Source organism: Providencia sp. Me31A, from assembly GCF_050487165.1.
GTDB lineage: Bacteria > Pseudomonadota > Gammaproteobacteria > Enterobacterales > Enterobacteriaceae > Providencia.
Genome location: NZ_JBKQGZ010000017.1, coordinates 71,929 through 88,293, shown reverse-complemented (window position 1 = coordinate 88,293; position 16,365 = coordinate 71,929). Strand labels below are relative to the sequence as shown.

Below are 16,365 nucleotides of genomic sequence, written 5' to 3'. Positions count from 1 at the left end.
AAATATATTAAAAATTGCAGTCGATACAACGCGGTGAGAATTTGGACGAAGAGCTATTTTCCGCCTGTTGTATCTTTAAAAATTAAAGGCAAGCTAATTTGTCCTTTGGAGTATGTGAGCAATGAAATTACCAATTTATCTTGATTATTCAGCAACAACACCGGTTGATCCGCGTGTTGCTGAAAAAATGATGCAATGTTTAACAATGGATGGGAACTTTGGTAACCCAGCCTCTCGTTCACACCGCTTTGGCTGGCAAGCTGAAGAAGCGGTGGATATTGCTCGTAATCAAATCGCAGAATTAGTGGGGGCTGACCCACGTGAAATCGTGTTTACATCAGGCGCAACAGAGTCTGATAACTTAGCGATTAAAGGCGCTGCCAATTTCTATCAAAAGAAAGGCAAGCACATTATTACGTGTAAAACGGAACACAAAGCCGTTTTAGACACTTGCCGCCAGCTAGAGCGTGAAGGTTTTGAAGTGACTTATTTGTCACCACAAAGCAATGGCCTAATTGCCATGCAAGACCTTATCGACGCCATCCGAGAAGACACTATTTTAATTTCGATTATGCATGTTAATAACGAAATTGGTGTTGTTCAGGATATCGAAGCAATCGGTGAATTATGCCGTAGCAAAGGCATTATCTTCCATGTTGATGCAACACAAAGCGTGGGTAAATTACCTATCGATCTGAGTGCGTTAAAAGTGGATTTGATGTCATTTTCTGCTCACAAACTTTATGGGCCAATGGGTATCGGTGCACTGTATGTTCGCCGTAAACCACGTGTTCGCCTTGAAGCGCAGCAACATGGTGGTGGTCATGAGCGTGGTATGCGTTCAGGGACATTACCTGTACATCAAATCGTTGGTATGGGCGAAGCTTACCGTATTGCTAAAGAAGAAATGGTGGCAGAATCTGAACGCCTGCGTGCCCTGCGCTTACGTTTGTGGAACGGCATTAAAGATATTGAAGAAGTTTACCTCAATGGTGATTTGGAACACGGTGCGCCGCACATTCTGAACGTCAGCTTCAACTATGTTGAAGGTGAATCACTGATGATGTCATTAAAAGATTTGGCTGTATCTTCAGGTTCTGCATGTACTTCTGCAAGCCTAGAACCTTCTTATGTACTGCGCGCTTTAGGGATGAATGATGAGCTAGCACACAGCTCAATCCGTTTCTCTTTAGGTCGTTTCACGACAGAAGAAGAAATTGACTATGCAATCAAAATGATTCATGGCGCAATTGGCCACTTACGCGAGCTGTCTCCTTTATGGGAAATGTTTAAAGACGGCGTAGATCTTAACAGCATCGAATGGTCTCACCATTAATCAGACGGTTTCAGGAGTTTAAAAATGGCTTACAGTGAAAAAGTTATCGATCATTATGAAAATCCACGCAACGTGGGTTCGTTTGACAACAGCGACCCAAGTGTAGGTAGTGGTATGGTGGGTGCACCTGCTTGTGGTGACGTCATGAAATTACAGATTAAAGTAAATGATGACGGCATTATTGAAGATGCACGCTTTAAAACCTATGGTTGCGGTTCAGCAATTGCATCAAGTTCACTGGTTACTGAGTGGATGAAAGGCAAAAGTTTGGACGAAGCGGAGTCAATCAAAAATACAGCGATTGCTGAGGAGTTAGAATTGCCACCAGTGAAAATTCACTGTTCAATTCTGGCGGAAGATGCAATTAAAGCTGCTATTGCAGATTACAAAAGCAAACGCCAAAGCAAATAAAGCTTGAGTATCAGTGTATAGGGTAATTCATATCAATAAATAACAAAAAGTTATCGCCCTATATTTGGTAAAAATATCCACATTCATTTGAGCTGAACATCGCTGAGTCCTGAAAACTCATTAGCTAACTGAATGAAGGATACAAAATAATTTGAAGGCGGATGCGACTTATGTGTAGCATCTGCCTTGTTTGTTTCTAAAGTGAGGTTTGCAATGTCTATTTCTCTTACAGAAAGTGCAGCGCAGCGCATTCAATCTTTTCTGCAAAACCGTGGGAAAGGTGAGGGCTTGCGTTTAGGTGTAAGAACTTCTGGTTGTTCAGGTATGGCTTATGTTCTTGAGTTTGCCGATATAATCAATGAAGAAGACACAGTATTTGAAGATAAAGGTGTGAAAGTTATCGTTGATGGCAAAAGCATTGTTTATCTTGATGGTACCGAACTGGATTTTGTGAAAGAAGGCTTAAATGAAGGGTTTAAATTTAATAACCCTAACGTTAATAGCGAATGCGGATGCGGTGAAAGTTTTCACGTATAATGGCTTCAGATAAGCACAATTTTCCACCAATTTGACTAGCAATATGAGGTTGTTAGCTACATTGGTAACCGGTTCGAGACACTGAGCACTTATGGATTATTTTACTCTTTTCGGGTTAACTCCCGCTTATGATATTGATAGCGAACAGCTGATGCTACGCTTTCAAGATTTACAGCGTCAATACCATCCTGATCGCTTTGCGACCTGTTCTGAACAGGAAAAAATGCAAGCACTACAAAAAGCAGCCACTATTAACGCTGCGTATCAAGCCCTTCGTCATCCGCTAAAACGTGCGGAATACATGCTTTCATTGCATGGTTTCGATATTAATAACGAGCAACATACCCTGCATGATACGGTATTTTTGATGGAACAGTTGGAGCTGCGTGAAGAATTAGACAATATTGAGAACAGTGCTGATGCACTTGATCTTTTGGCTAAATTTACGAAAAACGTCAAACAAATGCAGCAAGAAAGAAGTGCATTGATGGTCACAGAATTAGACGCCATGCAGTGGGAAAAAGCCGCTGATACCGTACGCAAACTGCGTTTTCTCGATAAGTTACAGCAGCAAGCTGAGCAACTCGAAGAACGGTTACTAGACGAATTTTAAGAGAAAACGATTATGGCTTTATTGCAAATCAGTGAACCGGGTATGACTGCTGCACCGCATCAACGTAAATTAGCAGCTGGGATTGATCTGGGAACCACACATTCCTTAATTGCCACCGTAAGAAGTGGTGAAGCTGCGGTATTACCTGACGAGCAAGGGCGTCATTTACTTCCTTCCGTTGTTAATTATCAATCTGCTAGCAAACAAGTGGGTTGGGAAGCTAAATCACTAGCTGAACAAGATCCTGTAAATACGATTATTTCAGTGAAACGCATGATAGGGCGTTCATTGGCTGATATCCAAAAACGTTACCCTGATTTACCTTATCAATTGACTGCCAGTGAGAATGGTTTGCCATTTATCCAAACGGTGGCGGGGCAAGTTGACCCAATCCAAGTGTCATCCGATATCCTAAAAACGTTAGCAAAACGTGCTGAAGCAACGTTAGGTGGGGAAATGGATGGGGTGGTGATCACCGTACCTGCGTATTTTGATGACGCGCAGCGCCAAGGCACGAAAGATGCAGCACGCCTTGCGGGCTTGCACGTATTACGCCTATTGAATGAGCCGACAGCCGCTGCAATTGCCTACGGATTAGACTCTGGGCAGGAGGGCGTAATAGCCGTTTATGATCTTGGTGGTGGGACGTTTGATGTGTCCATTTTACGCCTGAGTCGCGGTGTTTTTGAAGTTTTAGCTACAGGTGGTGATACTGCGCTCGGTGGTGATGATTTTGACCAAGCATTGGCCGAGTGGATTGCACAGCAGGCAGGGGTTTCATTACAAGGTAACCACCAGTTAAATCGCCAATTATTGAATGTGGCGACAGAAACTAAGGTCGCCCTTAGCGATGCCGAAACGGTGACTATCCAGCTGGCTAATTGGCAAGGAGAAATCCGCCGTGAGCAGTTTGAAATATTGATTGAAAACTATGTGAAACGCACATTGATGGCTTGCCGCCGTGCATTGAAAGATGCAGGGGTTGAGGCGCAAGAAGTTCTGAATGTCGTGATGGTAGGCGGTTCGACTCGTGTGCCATTAGTGCGCCAGAAAGTGGGTGATTTTTTCGGTAAGTCACCGCTGACCTCCATCGACCCAGATAAAGTGGTGGCAATTGGTGCTGCCATTCAAGCGGATATCTTAGTGGGGAACAAACCTGACAGTGAAATGCTGCTGTTAGATGTGATCCCGCTTTCTCTTGGTTTGGAAACAATGGGGGGGTTAGTGGAAAAAGTAATCCCTCGTAACACAACAATACCTGTTGCTCGAGCTCAAGAGTTTACCACGTTTAAAGATGGTCAAACGGCGATGAGTGTTCATGTGGTGCAAGGTGAGAGAGAAATGGTGGCAGATTGCCGTTCATTAGCTCGCTTTACATTACGTGATATCCCAGCAATGGCAGCAGGTGGGGCGCATATTCGTGTCACTTTCCAAGTGGATGCGGATGGGCTGTTAAGTGTTAGTGCCATGGAAAAATCTACAGGAGTGGAAGCCTCTATTCAAGTTAAGCCATCGTATGGGTTAACGGATAACGAAATTTCAAACATGATTAAAGATTCAATGACTAACGCGCAAGATGACTTAAACGCGCGCCGCTTAGCGGAGCAAAAAGTTGAAGCTGCAAGAGTGCTTGAAAGTTTAACGAGCGCATTAGCCCAAGATGGCCATTTACTGACCCCCGAAGAAGAGTCAGAAATTGATAATGCGGTCAATGAGTTAATTAAAGCGGTTGAAGGTACAGACCCAATTGCAATTGAAAATGCCATTAAACAACTGGATAAGCAATCACAGGAGTTTGCAGCGCGTCGTATGGATTCGTCCATTCGCCAAGCGTTGTCAGGCCATTCTGTGGATGAGATATAATTATGCCTAAAATAGTTTTTTTACCTCATAGTGATTTGTGTCCAGACGGTGCTGTTGTTGAAGCACAAGAAGGCGAGTCTATTTTAAATGTTGCATTACGCAGCGGTATTGAGCTTGAACATGCATGTGAAAAATCCTGTGCTTGTACAACGTGTCATTGCATCGTTCGTGAAGGTTTTGATTCACTAGAAGAAAGCAGTGAACTTGAAGATGACATGTTAGACAAAGCGTGGGGGTTAGAGCCTGAAAGCCGTTTAAGTTGTCAGGCGCTAGTGACAGATGAAGATTTAGTGGTGGAGATTCCAAAATATACTATCAACCACGCTCGCGAACACTAATGCACGTCATATTTCGCGTTGTAGGGGTGTTGGCTTCTTTCAAGTACTCGGGTCACATACTTGTGTATGCTCCCCGAGATACTTTCAATTGCCGCCTACCTACAACACGAACTATTTAGTGCATTGCATGGTTTGTCATATTTCGCGTTGTAGGAGGGTTGGCTTCTTTCAAGCACTCGGGTCACATACTGATGTATGCCCCTAGGGATTAGCTTAATTTGTTGCCTGCCTACAACACGAACTATTTAGTGCATTGCATGGTTCGTCATATTTCGCGTTGTAGGGGGCTTCTTTCAAGTACTCGGGTCACATACTGATGTATGCCCCTAGGGATTAGCTTAATTTGTTGCCTACCTACAACACGAACTATTTAGAGCATGATTGAGATTAGTGTGTTGAGTTGCTGGTGAGAGATTGATAATCAAATTGGTGAGATAACATGAGTTTAAAATGGTCAAATAGCCGTGAAATTGGTGAAGCACTGTATGACGCATTTCCCGATGTCGACCCTAAAACGGTGCGTTTTACGGATATGCACCAATGGATTTGCGACTTAGAAGAGTTTGATGATGACCCGCAAAAATCGAATGAAAAAATCCTTGAAGCCATTTTGTTAGTTTGGCTGGATGAGTTCGAATAATTAGTAATTAATATTAAAGACCGAGCAAATATTAGAAAATATGCTCGGTTTTTTATTTTTTCTCAGCACTATAATGATACCCCTAGCGCTATTTATCAGTTAAGGTAAGGGCATCTGCCGATAGTTTATTGGGTTTTTTCTGTTGATAAAAATAGACAAAGTGAGAAAAACGATGACAAAACAAATTATGCCAGTAATGATTTCTTGTGAGCCTGCGGCACCTTGTTGGGGAGAAGGCGCATTGTTAAGCTCTAATGATAAAGGAATAACAATTCACCTGAAACATGCAGGGAAATTATGTGCAGTACAAAGTGCTGGCCGTAAACTAGATAGCCAAGGTATCCGTAATGTTGCTCTGACGGGTGACAATTGGGATTTGGACAAAAGCTGGGCGTTTTGGCAAGGTTTTCGTGCTCCAAAAGGGGCAAGAACCATTGAATGGCCAGTATTGCCTGAAGCAGATCGCAAAGAGTTAGAAAGCCGTATTCGTACTATTGATTGGGTGCGTGACGTGATTAATACACCGGCGGAAGAATTAGGACCTGAGCAATTAGCACAGCGTGCTATCGACTTGCTTTGTACCGTTGGTGCCGAAGACATTAGTTACCGTATTATTAAAGGTGATGATTTATTAGAGCAAGGGTATACCGGTATTCATACCGTTGGTCGTGGCTCAAGTCGTCCACCCGTATTTTTAGTGCTAGATTACAACCCAGGTGCGAATCCAAATGCCCCTGTTTTTGCCGCGTTAGTAGGTAAGGGTATTACTTTCGATTCAGGGGGTTACAGTATCAAGCCATCTTCTTCCATGAATTCAATGAAAGCGGATATGGGAGGGGCGGCAACATTGGCGGGTTCATTAGCACTGGCTATTTCGCGTGGCTTACAAAAACGAGTGAAAATGTTCTTGTGTATTGCTGACAATATGGTTAGCGGCAATGCATTCAAACTAGGTGATATTATTCGCTACCGTAATGGTAAGTCCGTTGAAATTATGAATACGGATGCGGAAGGCCGTCTAGTGTTAGCCGATGGTTTAATTGATGCAAGCAAAGAAAAACCAACGTTGATTATTGATGCGGCAACCTTGACGGGAGCGGCTAAAACAGCGGTGGGTAACGACTACCATTCGGTATTGAGCTTTGATGATAAACTAGTCGCTGCTTTAATGAGCGCGTCGGATGAAGAGTTTGAATTGTTCTGGCGTTTACCATTGGCAGAGTTCCATCGCCAACAATTGCCGTCTGGTTTTGCAGATTTGAACAATATTGCGGCACCATCGCATACCGCAGGCGCAAGTACCGCAGCGGCATTCTTATCTCATTTTGTCGAAAATTATCGTCAAAATTGGTTACATATTGATTGCTCAGCCACTTACCGTAAATCTCCGGTTAGCTTATGGGCAGAGGGCGCTACGGGTATTGGCGTGAGAACACTGGCGAACTTGTTAATCAGTAAATCAAAATAACTCGTATTTATTGATAAAAGGCACGGAAAGGCGACTTTACGTGCCTATTTTTTTACCTGAACAAATTTTACCTCAACGAAAGTACGCGTATAATAAGCAATTATTTTAATAGCAGGGGATTGGCAATGTCGCAGCAATCGAATAATAACAGTTCCAACCAAGAAACTGAGATCCAATTTACTGAGTTAACGATGCCAAAAGGTTCATCACTTAAATTAAGTGTGTTAGAGGAACAGCCACAGGTCATCGTTGAGACACTTACGGAGTTTTTTAAACAGCACAAGGTTGTCAGACGTGCTTTTATGGTCTCCGCACAAGAAAATGACGATGCTGAAGAATCACCTATCTTGATGATAGCATTGGAATTTACAGCAGTAGCTGAAAATATTGATGGAATTATTCAAGCTGCGGGGACTCTTGCTTGTGAGTTTTTAGCTGACAATGAGTCAATCGATTTTTGTGTCGTGAATGAAAATGAGCAAGGGGTTAGCCACTTTATTACCCAGCACGTTCAGCCATTTTATCAACGTCGTTTAGGTAGCTTCCTACGTGATACCATCCCTGTAAAAAATACGTGATAAAGATTGTATAGAGTGGGGAAATTGTTTTTCTCACTCATCTGCAAATTATTGGTAAATAATTAAACTCATATTCTGCTTTCTATTTATAAAATATCCCGCATTTTCTCTGTTTTTACTTCTGCTGTTTTTTTCCGTTTTGTCTGATAGGTGTTTTAATCACATTCTGTTAAATTATATCGATAATTGAAACAATATCAGCAACATTCATTTATACGTAATTTTAGCCATTTCCAAGTAGATAGTGGGTTTTAACCTCCTGTTAAAACCTAAAAAAACAAAAGAAATTTTAACTAATTAAAGGGCGGGCGGTAATGAAACAACAATCAAGTTGGGCTTCATTGGCGGGTCTAAAAACCAAAAAACGTTATTTAGCGATGGCGTTGGCATCGGTAGTGGTATTGGCCGGTTGTGATAATTCAGAAGAAACAACCAAAAATGAGCCAAATATTTCCATGACTGCACCAGAAAACCAAACCAAAACAGCGCCAGTTGCAGAGCCGAAAAAAGCAGTACCAAAGCTTTCCACTGAAGAAATGATAAAAAAATATGCAGGGAAAGATTTAACCATTTTGGATGCATCTGAACTACAGTTAGATGGCGCGAGTGCAATGGTGGTGACATTTTCGGTGCCATTGGAAGCAAACCAAGATTTTGGTCAGTTTATCAATCTAATTGATGTTAAATCGGGAAAATTGGATGGTGCTTGGGAGTTGTCTGATAACCAGATGGAGCTACGTTTCCGCCACCTTCCGCCGTCTAAAGAATTAAACTTAACCATTAACCCCGGTATTAAAGCGGTTAATGAGCGAACGACCGCTGAAAGTTTTGAGAAAAAACTCACTACAGCGCAAATTATTCCAACAGTCGGTTTTGCGAGTAAAGGCTCGTTATTACCGAGTAAGGTTGCTCAAGGCTTGCCTGTAATTGCGTTGAATGTTGATAAAGTCGATGTCAATTTCTTCCGTGTGGATGAAAAACAGTTACCACAATTTTTAGCGCAATGGCAATATCGCAGTAATTATGAATATTGGTATTCAGAAGAATTTTTAGACAAAGTGGAGTTGGCTTATACAGGCCGCTTTGATTTAAACCCAGATAAAAACACCCGTCAGACTATTTTACTGCCATTAAAAGATATTAAAGAATTACAACAAGATGGCGTGTATTTAGCCATCATGCAAAAAGCAGGCAGCTATAGTTATCAATTTCCCGCAACTGTTTTCACATTAAGTGATATTGGCGTTTCCCTACACAGTTACCAAGACCGAGTGGACATCTTCACGCAATCCTTAGCGAAAGGCTCTGCCATTAAGGGCGTTGAATTGCGTATATTAGATGAAAAAGGTCAGTTAGTGACTAAAGGCACAACGGACGGTGACGGTCATGCTCAATTGGATAAATTAGCAGGTGGAAAATTATTACTGGCAACTCATGAAGGGCAAACCAGTATGATTGATTTAACGCAGCCAGCACTTGATTTATCTGAATTCGACATTTCAGGGCCGGAAGGCTATGCAAAACAATTTTTTACCTTTGGGCCGCGTGATTTATATCGCCCAGGTGAATTGCTGTTGGTCAATGGTTTACTGCGTGATGGCGACGGTAACCCTGTTAAAACCCAACCTGTTAAAGTTGATGTATTAAAAACCGATGGTCAAGTGGTCAGAAGCTTTGTTTGGCAAGCAGATGAAAACCAAAATGGTTTATACCAGTACCAACTTGAAATTCCTAAGAATGCAGAAACGGGAGGCTGGTCACTCCGTTTTGATTTAGGTGATGGGTCACCACTGCGCTATTACAAATTTAATGTTGAAGATTTCATGCCCGAACGTATGGCGTTAGAAATCGTTGGTAGCGATGTACCGCGTTTAACTGGCCAGTCAGTGGATTTTGATATTCAAGGGCGTTATTTATATGGTGCGCCAGCGGCAGATAACCAACTGCAAGGGCAAATTTTATTAAAAGCAGATCGCGAAGCGGTAGCGAAACTACCGGGCTTTGAATTCGGTGCGGTGAATGAAGAAGGCTTACCGCGTAAGTTGGACGAGTTTGACCTGACACTGGACAGCAATGGCGAAACTGTGATTTCCATTCCAAACAGTAATTGGAGTTCAACTCGCTCACCGATTTCAGCTGTTTTACAGGCGAGTTTACTAGAGGCAGGTGGCCGTCCTGTGACGCGCCGTGCTGAACAGGCGATTTGGCCAGCGGAAAAACTGGTGGGTATTCGCCCATTATTTGCGAAGAAAGAAATTTATGATTACCGCACAGATCGTTATGTAAAACGCCATAACGTGGATGAAAACTCGTTAGCTGAATTTGAATTGGTGATGGCAGACGCTGCGGGTAATAAATTGGCGGCGGAAAATCTAACTGTGCGTTTAGTGTATGAACGTCGTGATTATTATTGGAGTTGGTCTGAAAGTGGTGGCTGGTCTTCAAATTATGATCAAAAAGACCTCGTCATGGCGAATGAAAACATTGCTATCGCTAAAGATGGGACGGCAAAAGTGTCCTTCCCTGTAGATTGGGGCGCATACCGTTTAGAGGTATTAAACCCAGAAAATCAGCTTGTTTCTAGCGTCCAGTTCTGGGCGGGGTATTCATGGCAAGATAATACGGGGGGAAGCGGTTCAGTTCGTCCTGACCAAGTGAAACTCAGTCTGAATAAACCGGCGTATTTACCGGGTGAAAAAGCCAAAGTTCGCATTGAATCACCAAAAGCAGGTAAAGGTTATGTGTTACTCGAATCGAGTAATGGCCCGCTGTGGTGGCAAGAAATTGACGTGCCAGAAAAAGGCTTAGACGTTGAAATTCCAGTGAATAAAGAATGGGCTCGTCATGACCTCTATGTCTCAGCAGTCGTGGTTCGCCCAGGAGACGATTCTAAAGAAGCAACGGTAAAACGCGCAGTGGGCGTACTGCATTTACCCATTGCAGATGAAAACCGTAAGATTGCATTGGCACTCACTGCGCCGGATAAAATGCGTCCAAACCAAGATTTAACGGTAAAAATTAAAGCGACAGCCCAAGACGGTAAGCCATTACCTGAAAAAGTGAATGTGCTGTTATCTGCGGTTGATACGGGTGTATTAAATATCACGGATTTCAAAACGCCAGACCCTTATGATGCTTTCTTTGGTCGCAAGCGCTATAGCGTTGATCAGTATGATGTCTATGGCCATCTGATTGAAGGACAAGGCAAGGTGGCTAACCTGCGCTTTGGTGGTGACAGCGAAGAGGCAGCATTAGAGCGTGGTGGTATGAAGCCTTTGACTGAAGTCCAAATCATTGCTGAGCAGGCCAAGCCTGTCACATTAGATAAAAATGGTGAAGGTGAAATTAGCCTTGTTATCCCTGATTTTAACGGGGAATTACGTGTGATGGCTCAAGCATGGAATGAAAAAGAGTTCGGCCATGCAGATAGTAAGGTCATTGTCGCAGCACCGTTAGTAACGCAAATGTCGATGCCACGCTTTATGGCTGGGGGCGATAAGTCTTACTTTGCCCTTGATTTGACTAATATGACGGATAACACGCAAAATGTGACGGTTAACTTCAAGGCTTCAGGAATGGTGAAACTCGATGGCGTCAGCAGCCGTGAGTTAGAGCTACCAAAAGGTAAACGCACCACCATTAATTTACCAGTCAGAGCGGACTATGGCTTTGGCGAGGGTGAAGTGTCAATGACCATTAATGGTGTGAAAATCCAAGGCGAAGCGAATAAAGATTACAGTAATAGCTGGAAAGTGGGGGTTCGTCCTGCACAACCTGCAGAAACCGTTTCTTTTGCAACGTCCATTGAGCCGGGTAATACATGGGCACTGCCAACGAACCAAATTGCAGGCCTGCAACCTGATACCATTGAAGGGCAAGTCCTGTTAACGAGCCGTCCGCCATTAGATATCTCACGTTATATCCGAGAGTTATTTGCTTATCCATACGGTTGTTTGGAACAAACGATCAGTGGGTTATATCCATCATTGTTCTCAACACAGGCTGAACTGAATAAGTTAGGCATCAAAACACAAACGGATGCCGATCGCCATAAAGCGATTGAAATTGGTATTCCACACTTGTTAAGCATGCAACGTAATGATGGTGGTTTCTCGTTATGGGATAGAAATGGCCGAGAGGAGTATTGGTTAACTGCATATGCAGCCGATTTCTTGAATAAAGCCAATCAGCGTGGTTTTACTGTACCTCAAGAGGCAATCAGTAACGCAAATACGCGTTTACTTAGCTATTTACAAGATGGCAGCCAAATCAACTATCCATATACGGAAAACCAAGAAGGCGCTCGTTTTGCCTCTCAGGCTTATGCGGGATTAGTCTTAGCATCACAGCAAAAAGCACCTTTAGGTGCATTACGCCAGCTTTATAACCAAAGAAGCTCTGCTGCAAGTGGCTTACCACTCGTTCAGTTAGGGGTTGCATTGAACCTGATGGGGGATAAATCTCGCGGTGAAAGTGCGGTTATTGATGGACTGAAAAAACAACGTAATCGCTATAGTTATGTGGGCGATTACGGTTCGGTGATCCGTGATGATGCGATGATTATTGCGTTATTAAATGAATATAATTTAATGCCAAAATCCCGCGATCAAAAACTGCAAATTTTGTCTAATAATTTGACTTCTCAGCGTTATTTCTCGACGCAAGAAAGTAATGCGTTGTACTTAGCGGGTCGTTTTTACTTAAATGAAAGTGAAGCTCCGTGGAAAGCGACGATCAATGGTCAAGAGCCACCGATGGTTTCAGATAAGCCAGTGAGTGAATTTTTAAGCAAAGATCAACTGCAAACAGGTTATAGCATTGAAAACAGCGGAACCAATACCCTGTACACGCGCCTAAATGTAGTTGGTTATCCGCAGCACTCACCGAAACCAAGTTCGAACGTGTTAGGGATCACGCGTAGCTACTATGATATGAAAGGCAATCGCATTTCATTAGATAGATTAAGAAGCGGTGAAATGGTCGTGGTTAAACTGGACGTTAAAGCATCCCAAAGCGTGCCTGACGCGCTAGTGGTTGACTTATTACCGGCAGGTTTAGAGTTGGAAAACCAAAACTTAGCGAACAGCAGTGCAAACTTAAGTGATTCAGCGCCAAACTTGCAGGAACTGATTGATGATATGCAGCAGTCGCAAATTCGTCACATGGAATACCGTGATGACCGCTTTGTCGCTGCGGTCGAAGTTCAACAGTACCGCCCAACTACATTAGTTTACTTGGCTCGTGCTGTGACCCCTGGGGTCTATAGCATTCCTGTTCCACAAGTGGAGTCTATGTATGTCCCTGAGTGGCGTGCGACAGGTTATTCTGATGGACAGTTAGAAATCGTTCGCTAATCACCTCCTAAAGCCCTTATATTAGACATTAGTATAAGGGCTTTTCTTAATTTATCATTTCGGTACCCCCAGCAATGAAAAAATGGTTTCGCCGCACAGGCATTACACTGCTTCTGTTGGTTATTGTCTTGCCACTGGTTTTTTTAGTGGCAGATAAAATATGGCCTTTGCCGATTAAGCAAATTGAAATGGCTCGAACTGTAGTGGCTGCGGATGGCACGCCATTATGGCGCTTTGCCGATAGCGATGGGATTTGGCGTTTTCCTGTCAAGCTTGATGAGGTTTCTCCAGAGTTTATTGAGGCACTATTAACTTACGAAGACCGCCATTTTTATCGCCATCCCGGCGTAAATCCGCTTTCATTGGTCAGAGCGGCAGGGCAGTTTGTTAGCTCTGGTCGCATTGTATCAGGGGGAAGTACCATTTCCATGCAAGTCGCACGCTTGATTGACCCACATGAAAGAACGTTAGGGGGGAAACTCAAACAGCTTTGGCGTACAGCGCAGCTTGAATATCATTATTCGAAAGATGACATTCTTGAAATGTATTTAAACCGAGCGCCTTATGGGGGAACTATTGAGGGTATCGGCGCGGCAAGTTGGGTCTATTTAAATAAATCCCCCGCAAAACTTACGGCCAGTGAGGCGGCACTATTTGCCGTATTACCTCAAGCCCCTAGCCGTTTAAGACCGGACAGATATCCAGAAAGGGCACAAGCTGCACGCGATAAAGTGCTAGATAGACTACAGGAGTACCAAGTTTGGAGTCCAGAAAAAGTCGCGGATATTAAACAAGAGCAAATCTGGCTGGCGCCGCGGAAAAACCCACACTCTGCGCCACTGCTTGCAAGGCGAGTCACCAAAAATACACAAGAGTCCATCATTGAGACGACCATCGATGCCAGTTTGCAAAGACAACTGGAAGATATGGCAATGAACTGGAAGAACCAGCTACCGAAACAAACATCATTGGGTATTTTGGTGGTCGATCATACGGATATGGCAGTAAAAGCCTACATTGGCTCAATTGATTTTCAGGATGATAGCCGTTTTGGTCATGTAGATATGATCAGCGCATGGCGTTCGCCCGGCTCAACGCTAAAACCTTTTTTATATGCATTGGCGATGGATGATGGGCTGATTCATGCCGAATCATTGTTGCAAGATGTGCCTAGACGTTTTAATGATTATCGGCCGGGGAACTTTGACAGTGGGTTTAATGGCCCTGTTAGTGTTAGCGACGCATTAGTCCGTTCATTGAATTTGCCGGTGGTTCAACTGTTAGATGTGTATGGCAGTAAACGATTTACTGCCCAGCTGCGCAATGTTGGGACTGAATTACGCTTTCCTTTAGGTAGTGAGCCAAACTTGTCATTAATTTTAGGCGGTACAGCGACACGAATGGAAGATTTAGTGTCTGCCTATAGTGCTTTTGCCCGCGAAGGAAAAGTCTCGCCTTTGCGCTTTAAGCCGACTGATGAAATTCGAGATAGAGTTTTAATCTCTCCAGGCGCTGCGTGGATTGTTCGTCGCATTATGGGGGGAGAAGCGCGCCCTGTGCCGGATGCTAACTTATCGGGGCAATTAAACTTGGCATGGAAAACAGGAACCAGTTACGGTTACCGTGATGCTTGGGCAATAGGGGTTAACCCCCGCTATACTATTGGTGTTTGGGTTGGGCGGCCAGATGCAACGCCTGTGGCAGGGCAATTAGGGGTTGCAACGGCGATCCCCATTCTGAATCAAGTCAACGGGATGCTACTGAGTAAAATTTACCAATCTCACGAGCCATTACCCAAAGACACTAAACCTGCCAGTGTTAGTCAAGCGGTCATTTGCTGGCCGGGTGGCACTTCATTATTGAAAGAGGATAATAATTGTCGTCAAAGGCGTTTAAGTTGGATACTCGATAACACAATTCCTCCGACGCTAATGGCAAGGGATCAAGAGTCGTTATTAGGGCTTAGACAAACGATTTGGGTTAATGAAAAAGGGCTTCAGGTCGCTGCTGATTGCCCCAATGCGCAAGAAAAAGAAATACATTTATGGCCTATTACTGTTGAATCTTGGCTGCCATCAAGTGAAAAACGTGAGAACCGTTTACCTAAGGCAGATTTAGCTTGTCCGCCTATGAAGTTAGAAACGCCACCGTTATTGATTTCGGGGGTGCGAGATGGGGAGGTTTTGCAGCGTCTACCGGGGAAAACCAGTTTGGATTTACGTTTAGTTACCCAAGGTGGACAAGGGCAAAAATGGTGGTTCTTAAACGGTGAACAAGTAAACACCACAGAACAGAATGGTTCGATTTTGCTAACCTTTGATAAAAGCGGCGGTTACCAAATATCGGTATTAGATTTAAGTGGCCAAGTCACCGCAATTAACTTTAGAGTTAAGTAACAGGAGAAAAACGTGACTTAGCCTAAAAAATAGTGTTTTTTGCTATAAAAAGTTTAACAAAATGTTGTTGTGACTGTAGGAAATTGTAACCAGAGCCCCTATAATCATCGCCTTATTTTTCTTTTTCCTAAGTGAGTTAAGTTTTGAAGTTTAAAAACCTAATATCGGAATTAGAAATATTATAAAAAACTACAACATGCCCCTATTTTACGTTCTTGAATCCTAAGTTACAGGGAAGAGCAAAGAATAAAAGGCCTAATGAATCGCTAAGAGGTTATTTATGACTGTTCAACGTACATTTTCTATTATTAAACCAAACGCAGTGAAAAAAAATGTCATCGGTGCTATCTACAATCGTTTTGAAAGCGCAGGCTTTTCTATCATCGCTGCTAAAATGATGCACTTAACTCGCGAGCAAGCTGAAGGCTTCTACGCTGAACACAAAGGCCGTCCTTTTTTTGAAGGTCTGGTTGAATTCATGACCTCAGGTCCTATCATGCTGCAAGTTTTAGAAGGTGAAAACGCAATTCAACGTCACCGTGACCTGATGGGGGCAACTAACCCAGATAACGCATTAGCAGGCACTTTACGTGCAGACTACGCAGACAGCTTCACAGAAAACGCAACTCACGGTTCAGACTCTGAAGAGTCTGCTGCACGAGAAATCGCTTATTTCTTCACGGCTGATGAAATCTGCCCACGCTAATACATTTTGCATAACGATAATGCATTAGCATTATTATTATAAAGTTTGTACAATGCGACGCCCTGCTATGATTAGCGGGGCGATTATATTTTAAGACCGCAAAAATTACGTCGTGCTACAATAAA

At 43.3% G+C, this 16,365-nt stretch carries 12 protein-coding genes; all 12 read left to right on the top strand.

What is annotated here, in order from left to right; all coding sequences use genetic code 11:
• The first annotated feature begins 121 nt into the window (after nt 1-121).
• The 12 genes from ACLPIE_RS14965 (at nt 122) to ndk (ending at nt 16,240) form a co-directional block, all read left to right on the top strand.
• Nucleotides 122-1,336, top strand: coding sequence for an IscS subfamily cysteine desulfurase (locus tag ACLPIE_RS14965; protein WP_430262580.1), 1,215 nt, complete (start codon nt 122-124; stop codon nt 1,334-1,336).
• Between the two features lie 24 nt (nt 1,337-1,360).
• Entirely contained in the window at nt 1,361-1,747 is a 387-nt protein-coding gene (gene iscU, locus ACLPIE_RS14960; RefSeq protein ID WP_004264914.1) for a Fe-S cluster assembly scaffold IscU, read from the top strand.
• 213 nt (nt 1,748-1,960) lie between these two features.
• Nucleotides 1,961-2,284, top strand: a complete 324-nt coding sequence (gene iscA, locus ACLPIE_RS14955) for an iron-sulfur cluster assembly protein IscA (RefSeq protein WP_004264913.1) — start codon at nt 1,961-1,963, stop codon at nt 2,282-2,284.
• Between the two features lie 91 nt (nt 2,285-2,375).
• Nucleotides 2,376-2,897, top strand: a complete 522-nt coding sequence (gene hscB / locus ACLPIE_RS14950; RefSeq protein ID WP_430262579.1) for a co-chaperone HscB — start codon at nt 2,376-2,378, stop codon at nt 2,895-2,897.
• Nucleotides 2,898-2,909: 12 nt separating this feature from the next.
• The gene (gene hscA / locus ACLPIE_RS14945; RefSeq protein ID WP_430262578.1) at nt 2,910-4,760 is read left to right on the top strand and encodes a Fe-S protein assembly chaperone HscA; all 1,851 of its coding nucleotides are present in this window, start codon (nt 2,910-2,912) and stop codon (nt 4,758-4,760) included.
• A gap of 2 nt (nt 4,761-4,762) precedes the next feature.
• A complete protein-coding gene (gene fdx, locus ACLPIE_RS14940; protein WP_042844637.1) occupies nt 4,763-5,098 on the top strand; it encodes an ISC system 2Fe-2S type ferredoxin in 336 nt (111 codons plus the stop codon).
• Between the two features lie 439 nt (nt 5,099-5,537).
• Complete coding sequence (iscX, locus tag ACLPIE_RS14935) at nt 5,538-5,738, top strand: Fe-S cluster assembly protein IscX (protein ID WP_004912658.1); 201 nt, start codon at nt 5,538-5,540, stop codon at nt 5,736-5,738.
• A gap of 172 nt (nt 5,739-5,910) precedes the next feature.
• Nucleotides 5,911-7,206: an aminopeptidase PepB gene (pepB, locus tag ACLPIE_RS14930; protein WP_430262577.1), complete on the top strand. Its 1,296-nt coding sequence runs from the start codon at nt 5,911-5,913 to the stop codon at nt 7,204-7,206.
• A 125-nt stretch (nt 7,207-7,331) separates the two neighbouring features.
• On the top strand, nt 7,332-7,784 hold the full coding sequence (locus tag ACLPIE_RS14925) for an enhanced serine sensitivity protein SseB C-terminal domain-containing protein (RefSeq protein ID WP_430262576.1): 453 nt from the start codon (nt 7,332-7,334) through the stop codon (nt 7,782-7,784).
• Between the two features lie 314 nt (nt 7,785-8,098).
• Nucleotides 8,099-13,138: an alpha-2-macroglobulin family protein gene (locus ACLPIE_RS14920; protein ID WP_430262575.1), complete on the top strand. Its 5,040-nt coding sequence runs from the start codon at nt 8,099-8,101 to the stop codon at nt 13,136-13,138.
• Nucleotides 13,139-13,212: 74 nt separating this feature from the next.
• Nucleotides 13,213-15,534 (top strand): peptidoglycan glycosyltransferase PbpC, encoded by a 2,322-nt coding sequence (gene pbpC, locus ACLPIE_RS14915; RefSeq protein ID WP_430262574.1) that lies wholly within the window; start codon nt 13,213-13,215, stop codon nt 15,532-15,534.
• Between the two features lie 280 nt (nt 15,535-15,814).
• Complete coding sequence (ndk, locus tag ACLPIE_RS14910) at nt 15,815-16,240, top strand: nucleoside-diphosphate kinase (protein ID WP_430262573.1); 426 nt, start codon at nt 15,815-15,817, stop codon at nt 16,238-16,240.
• Nucleotides 16,241-16,365 lie beyond the last annotated feature (125 nt).

Bases quoted from the DNA above. Each gene is read 5' to 3' on its own strand.
- iscA (WP_004264913.1), top strand. From the start codon at position 1,961: ATGTCTATTTCTCTTACAGAAAGTGCAGCGCAGCGCATTCAATCTTTT.
- hscA (WP_430262578.1), top strand. From the start codon at position 2,910: ATGGCTTTATTGCAAATCAGTGAACCGGGTATGACTGCTGCACCGCAT.
- ACLPIE_RS14920 (WP_430262575.1), top strand. From the start codon at position 8,099: ATGAAACAACAATCAAGTTGGGCTTCATTGGCGGGTCTAAAAACCAAA.
- fdx (WP_042844637.1), top strand. From the start codon at position 4,763: ATGCCTAAAATAGTTTTTTTACCTCATAGTGATTTGTGTCCAGACGGT.
- pbpC (WP_430262574.1), top strand. From the start codon at position 13,213: ATGAAAAAATGGTTTCGCCGCACAGGCATTACACTGCTTCTGTTGGTT.
- ndk (WP_430262573.1), top strand. From the start codon at position 15,815: ATGACTGTTCAACGTACATTTTCTATTATTAAACCAAACGCAGTGAAA.
- ACLPIE_RS14925 (WP_430262576.1), top strand. From the start codon at position 7,332: ATGTCGCAGCAATCGAATAATAACAGTTCCAACCAAGAAACTGAGATC.
- ACLPIE_RS14965 (WP_430262580.1), top strand. From the start codon at position 122: ATGAAATTACCAATTTATCTTGATTATTCAGCAACAACACCGGTTGAT.
- hscB (WP_430262579.1), top strand. From the start codon at position 2,376: ATGGATTATTTTACTCTTTTCGGGTTAACTCCCGCTTATGATATTGAT.
- iscX (WP_004912658.1), top strand. From the start codon at position 5,538: ATGAGTTTAAAATGGTCAAATAGCCGTGAAATTGGTGAAGCACTGTAT.
- pepB (WP_430262577.1), top strand. From the start codon at position 5,911: ATGACAAAACAAATTATGCCAGTAATGATTTCTTGTGAGCCTGCGGCA.
- iscU (WP_004264914.1), top strand. From the start codon at position 1,361: ATGGCTTACAGTGAAAAAGTTATCGATCATTATGAAAATCCACGCAAC.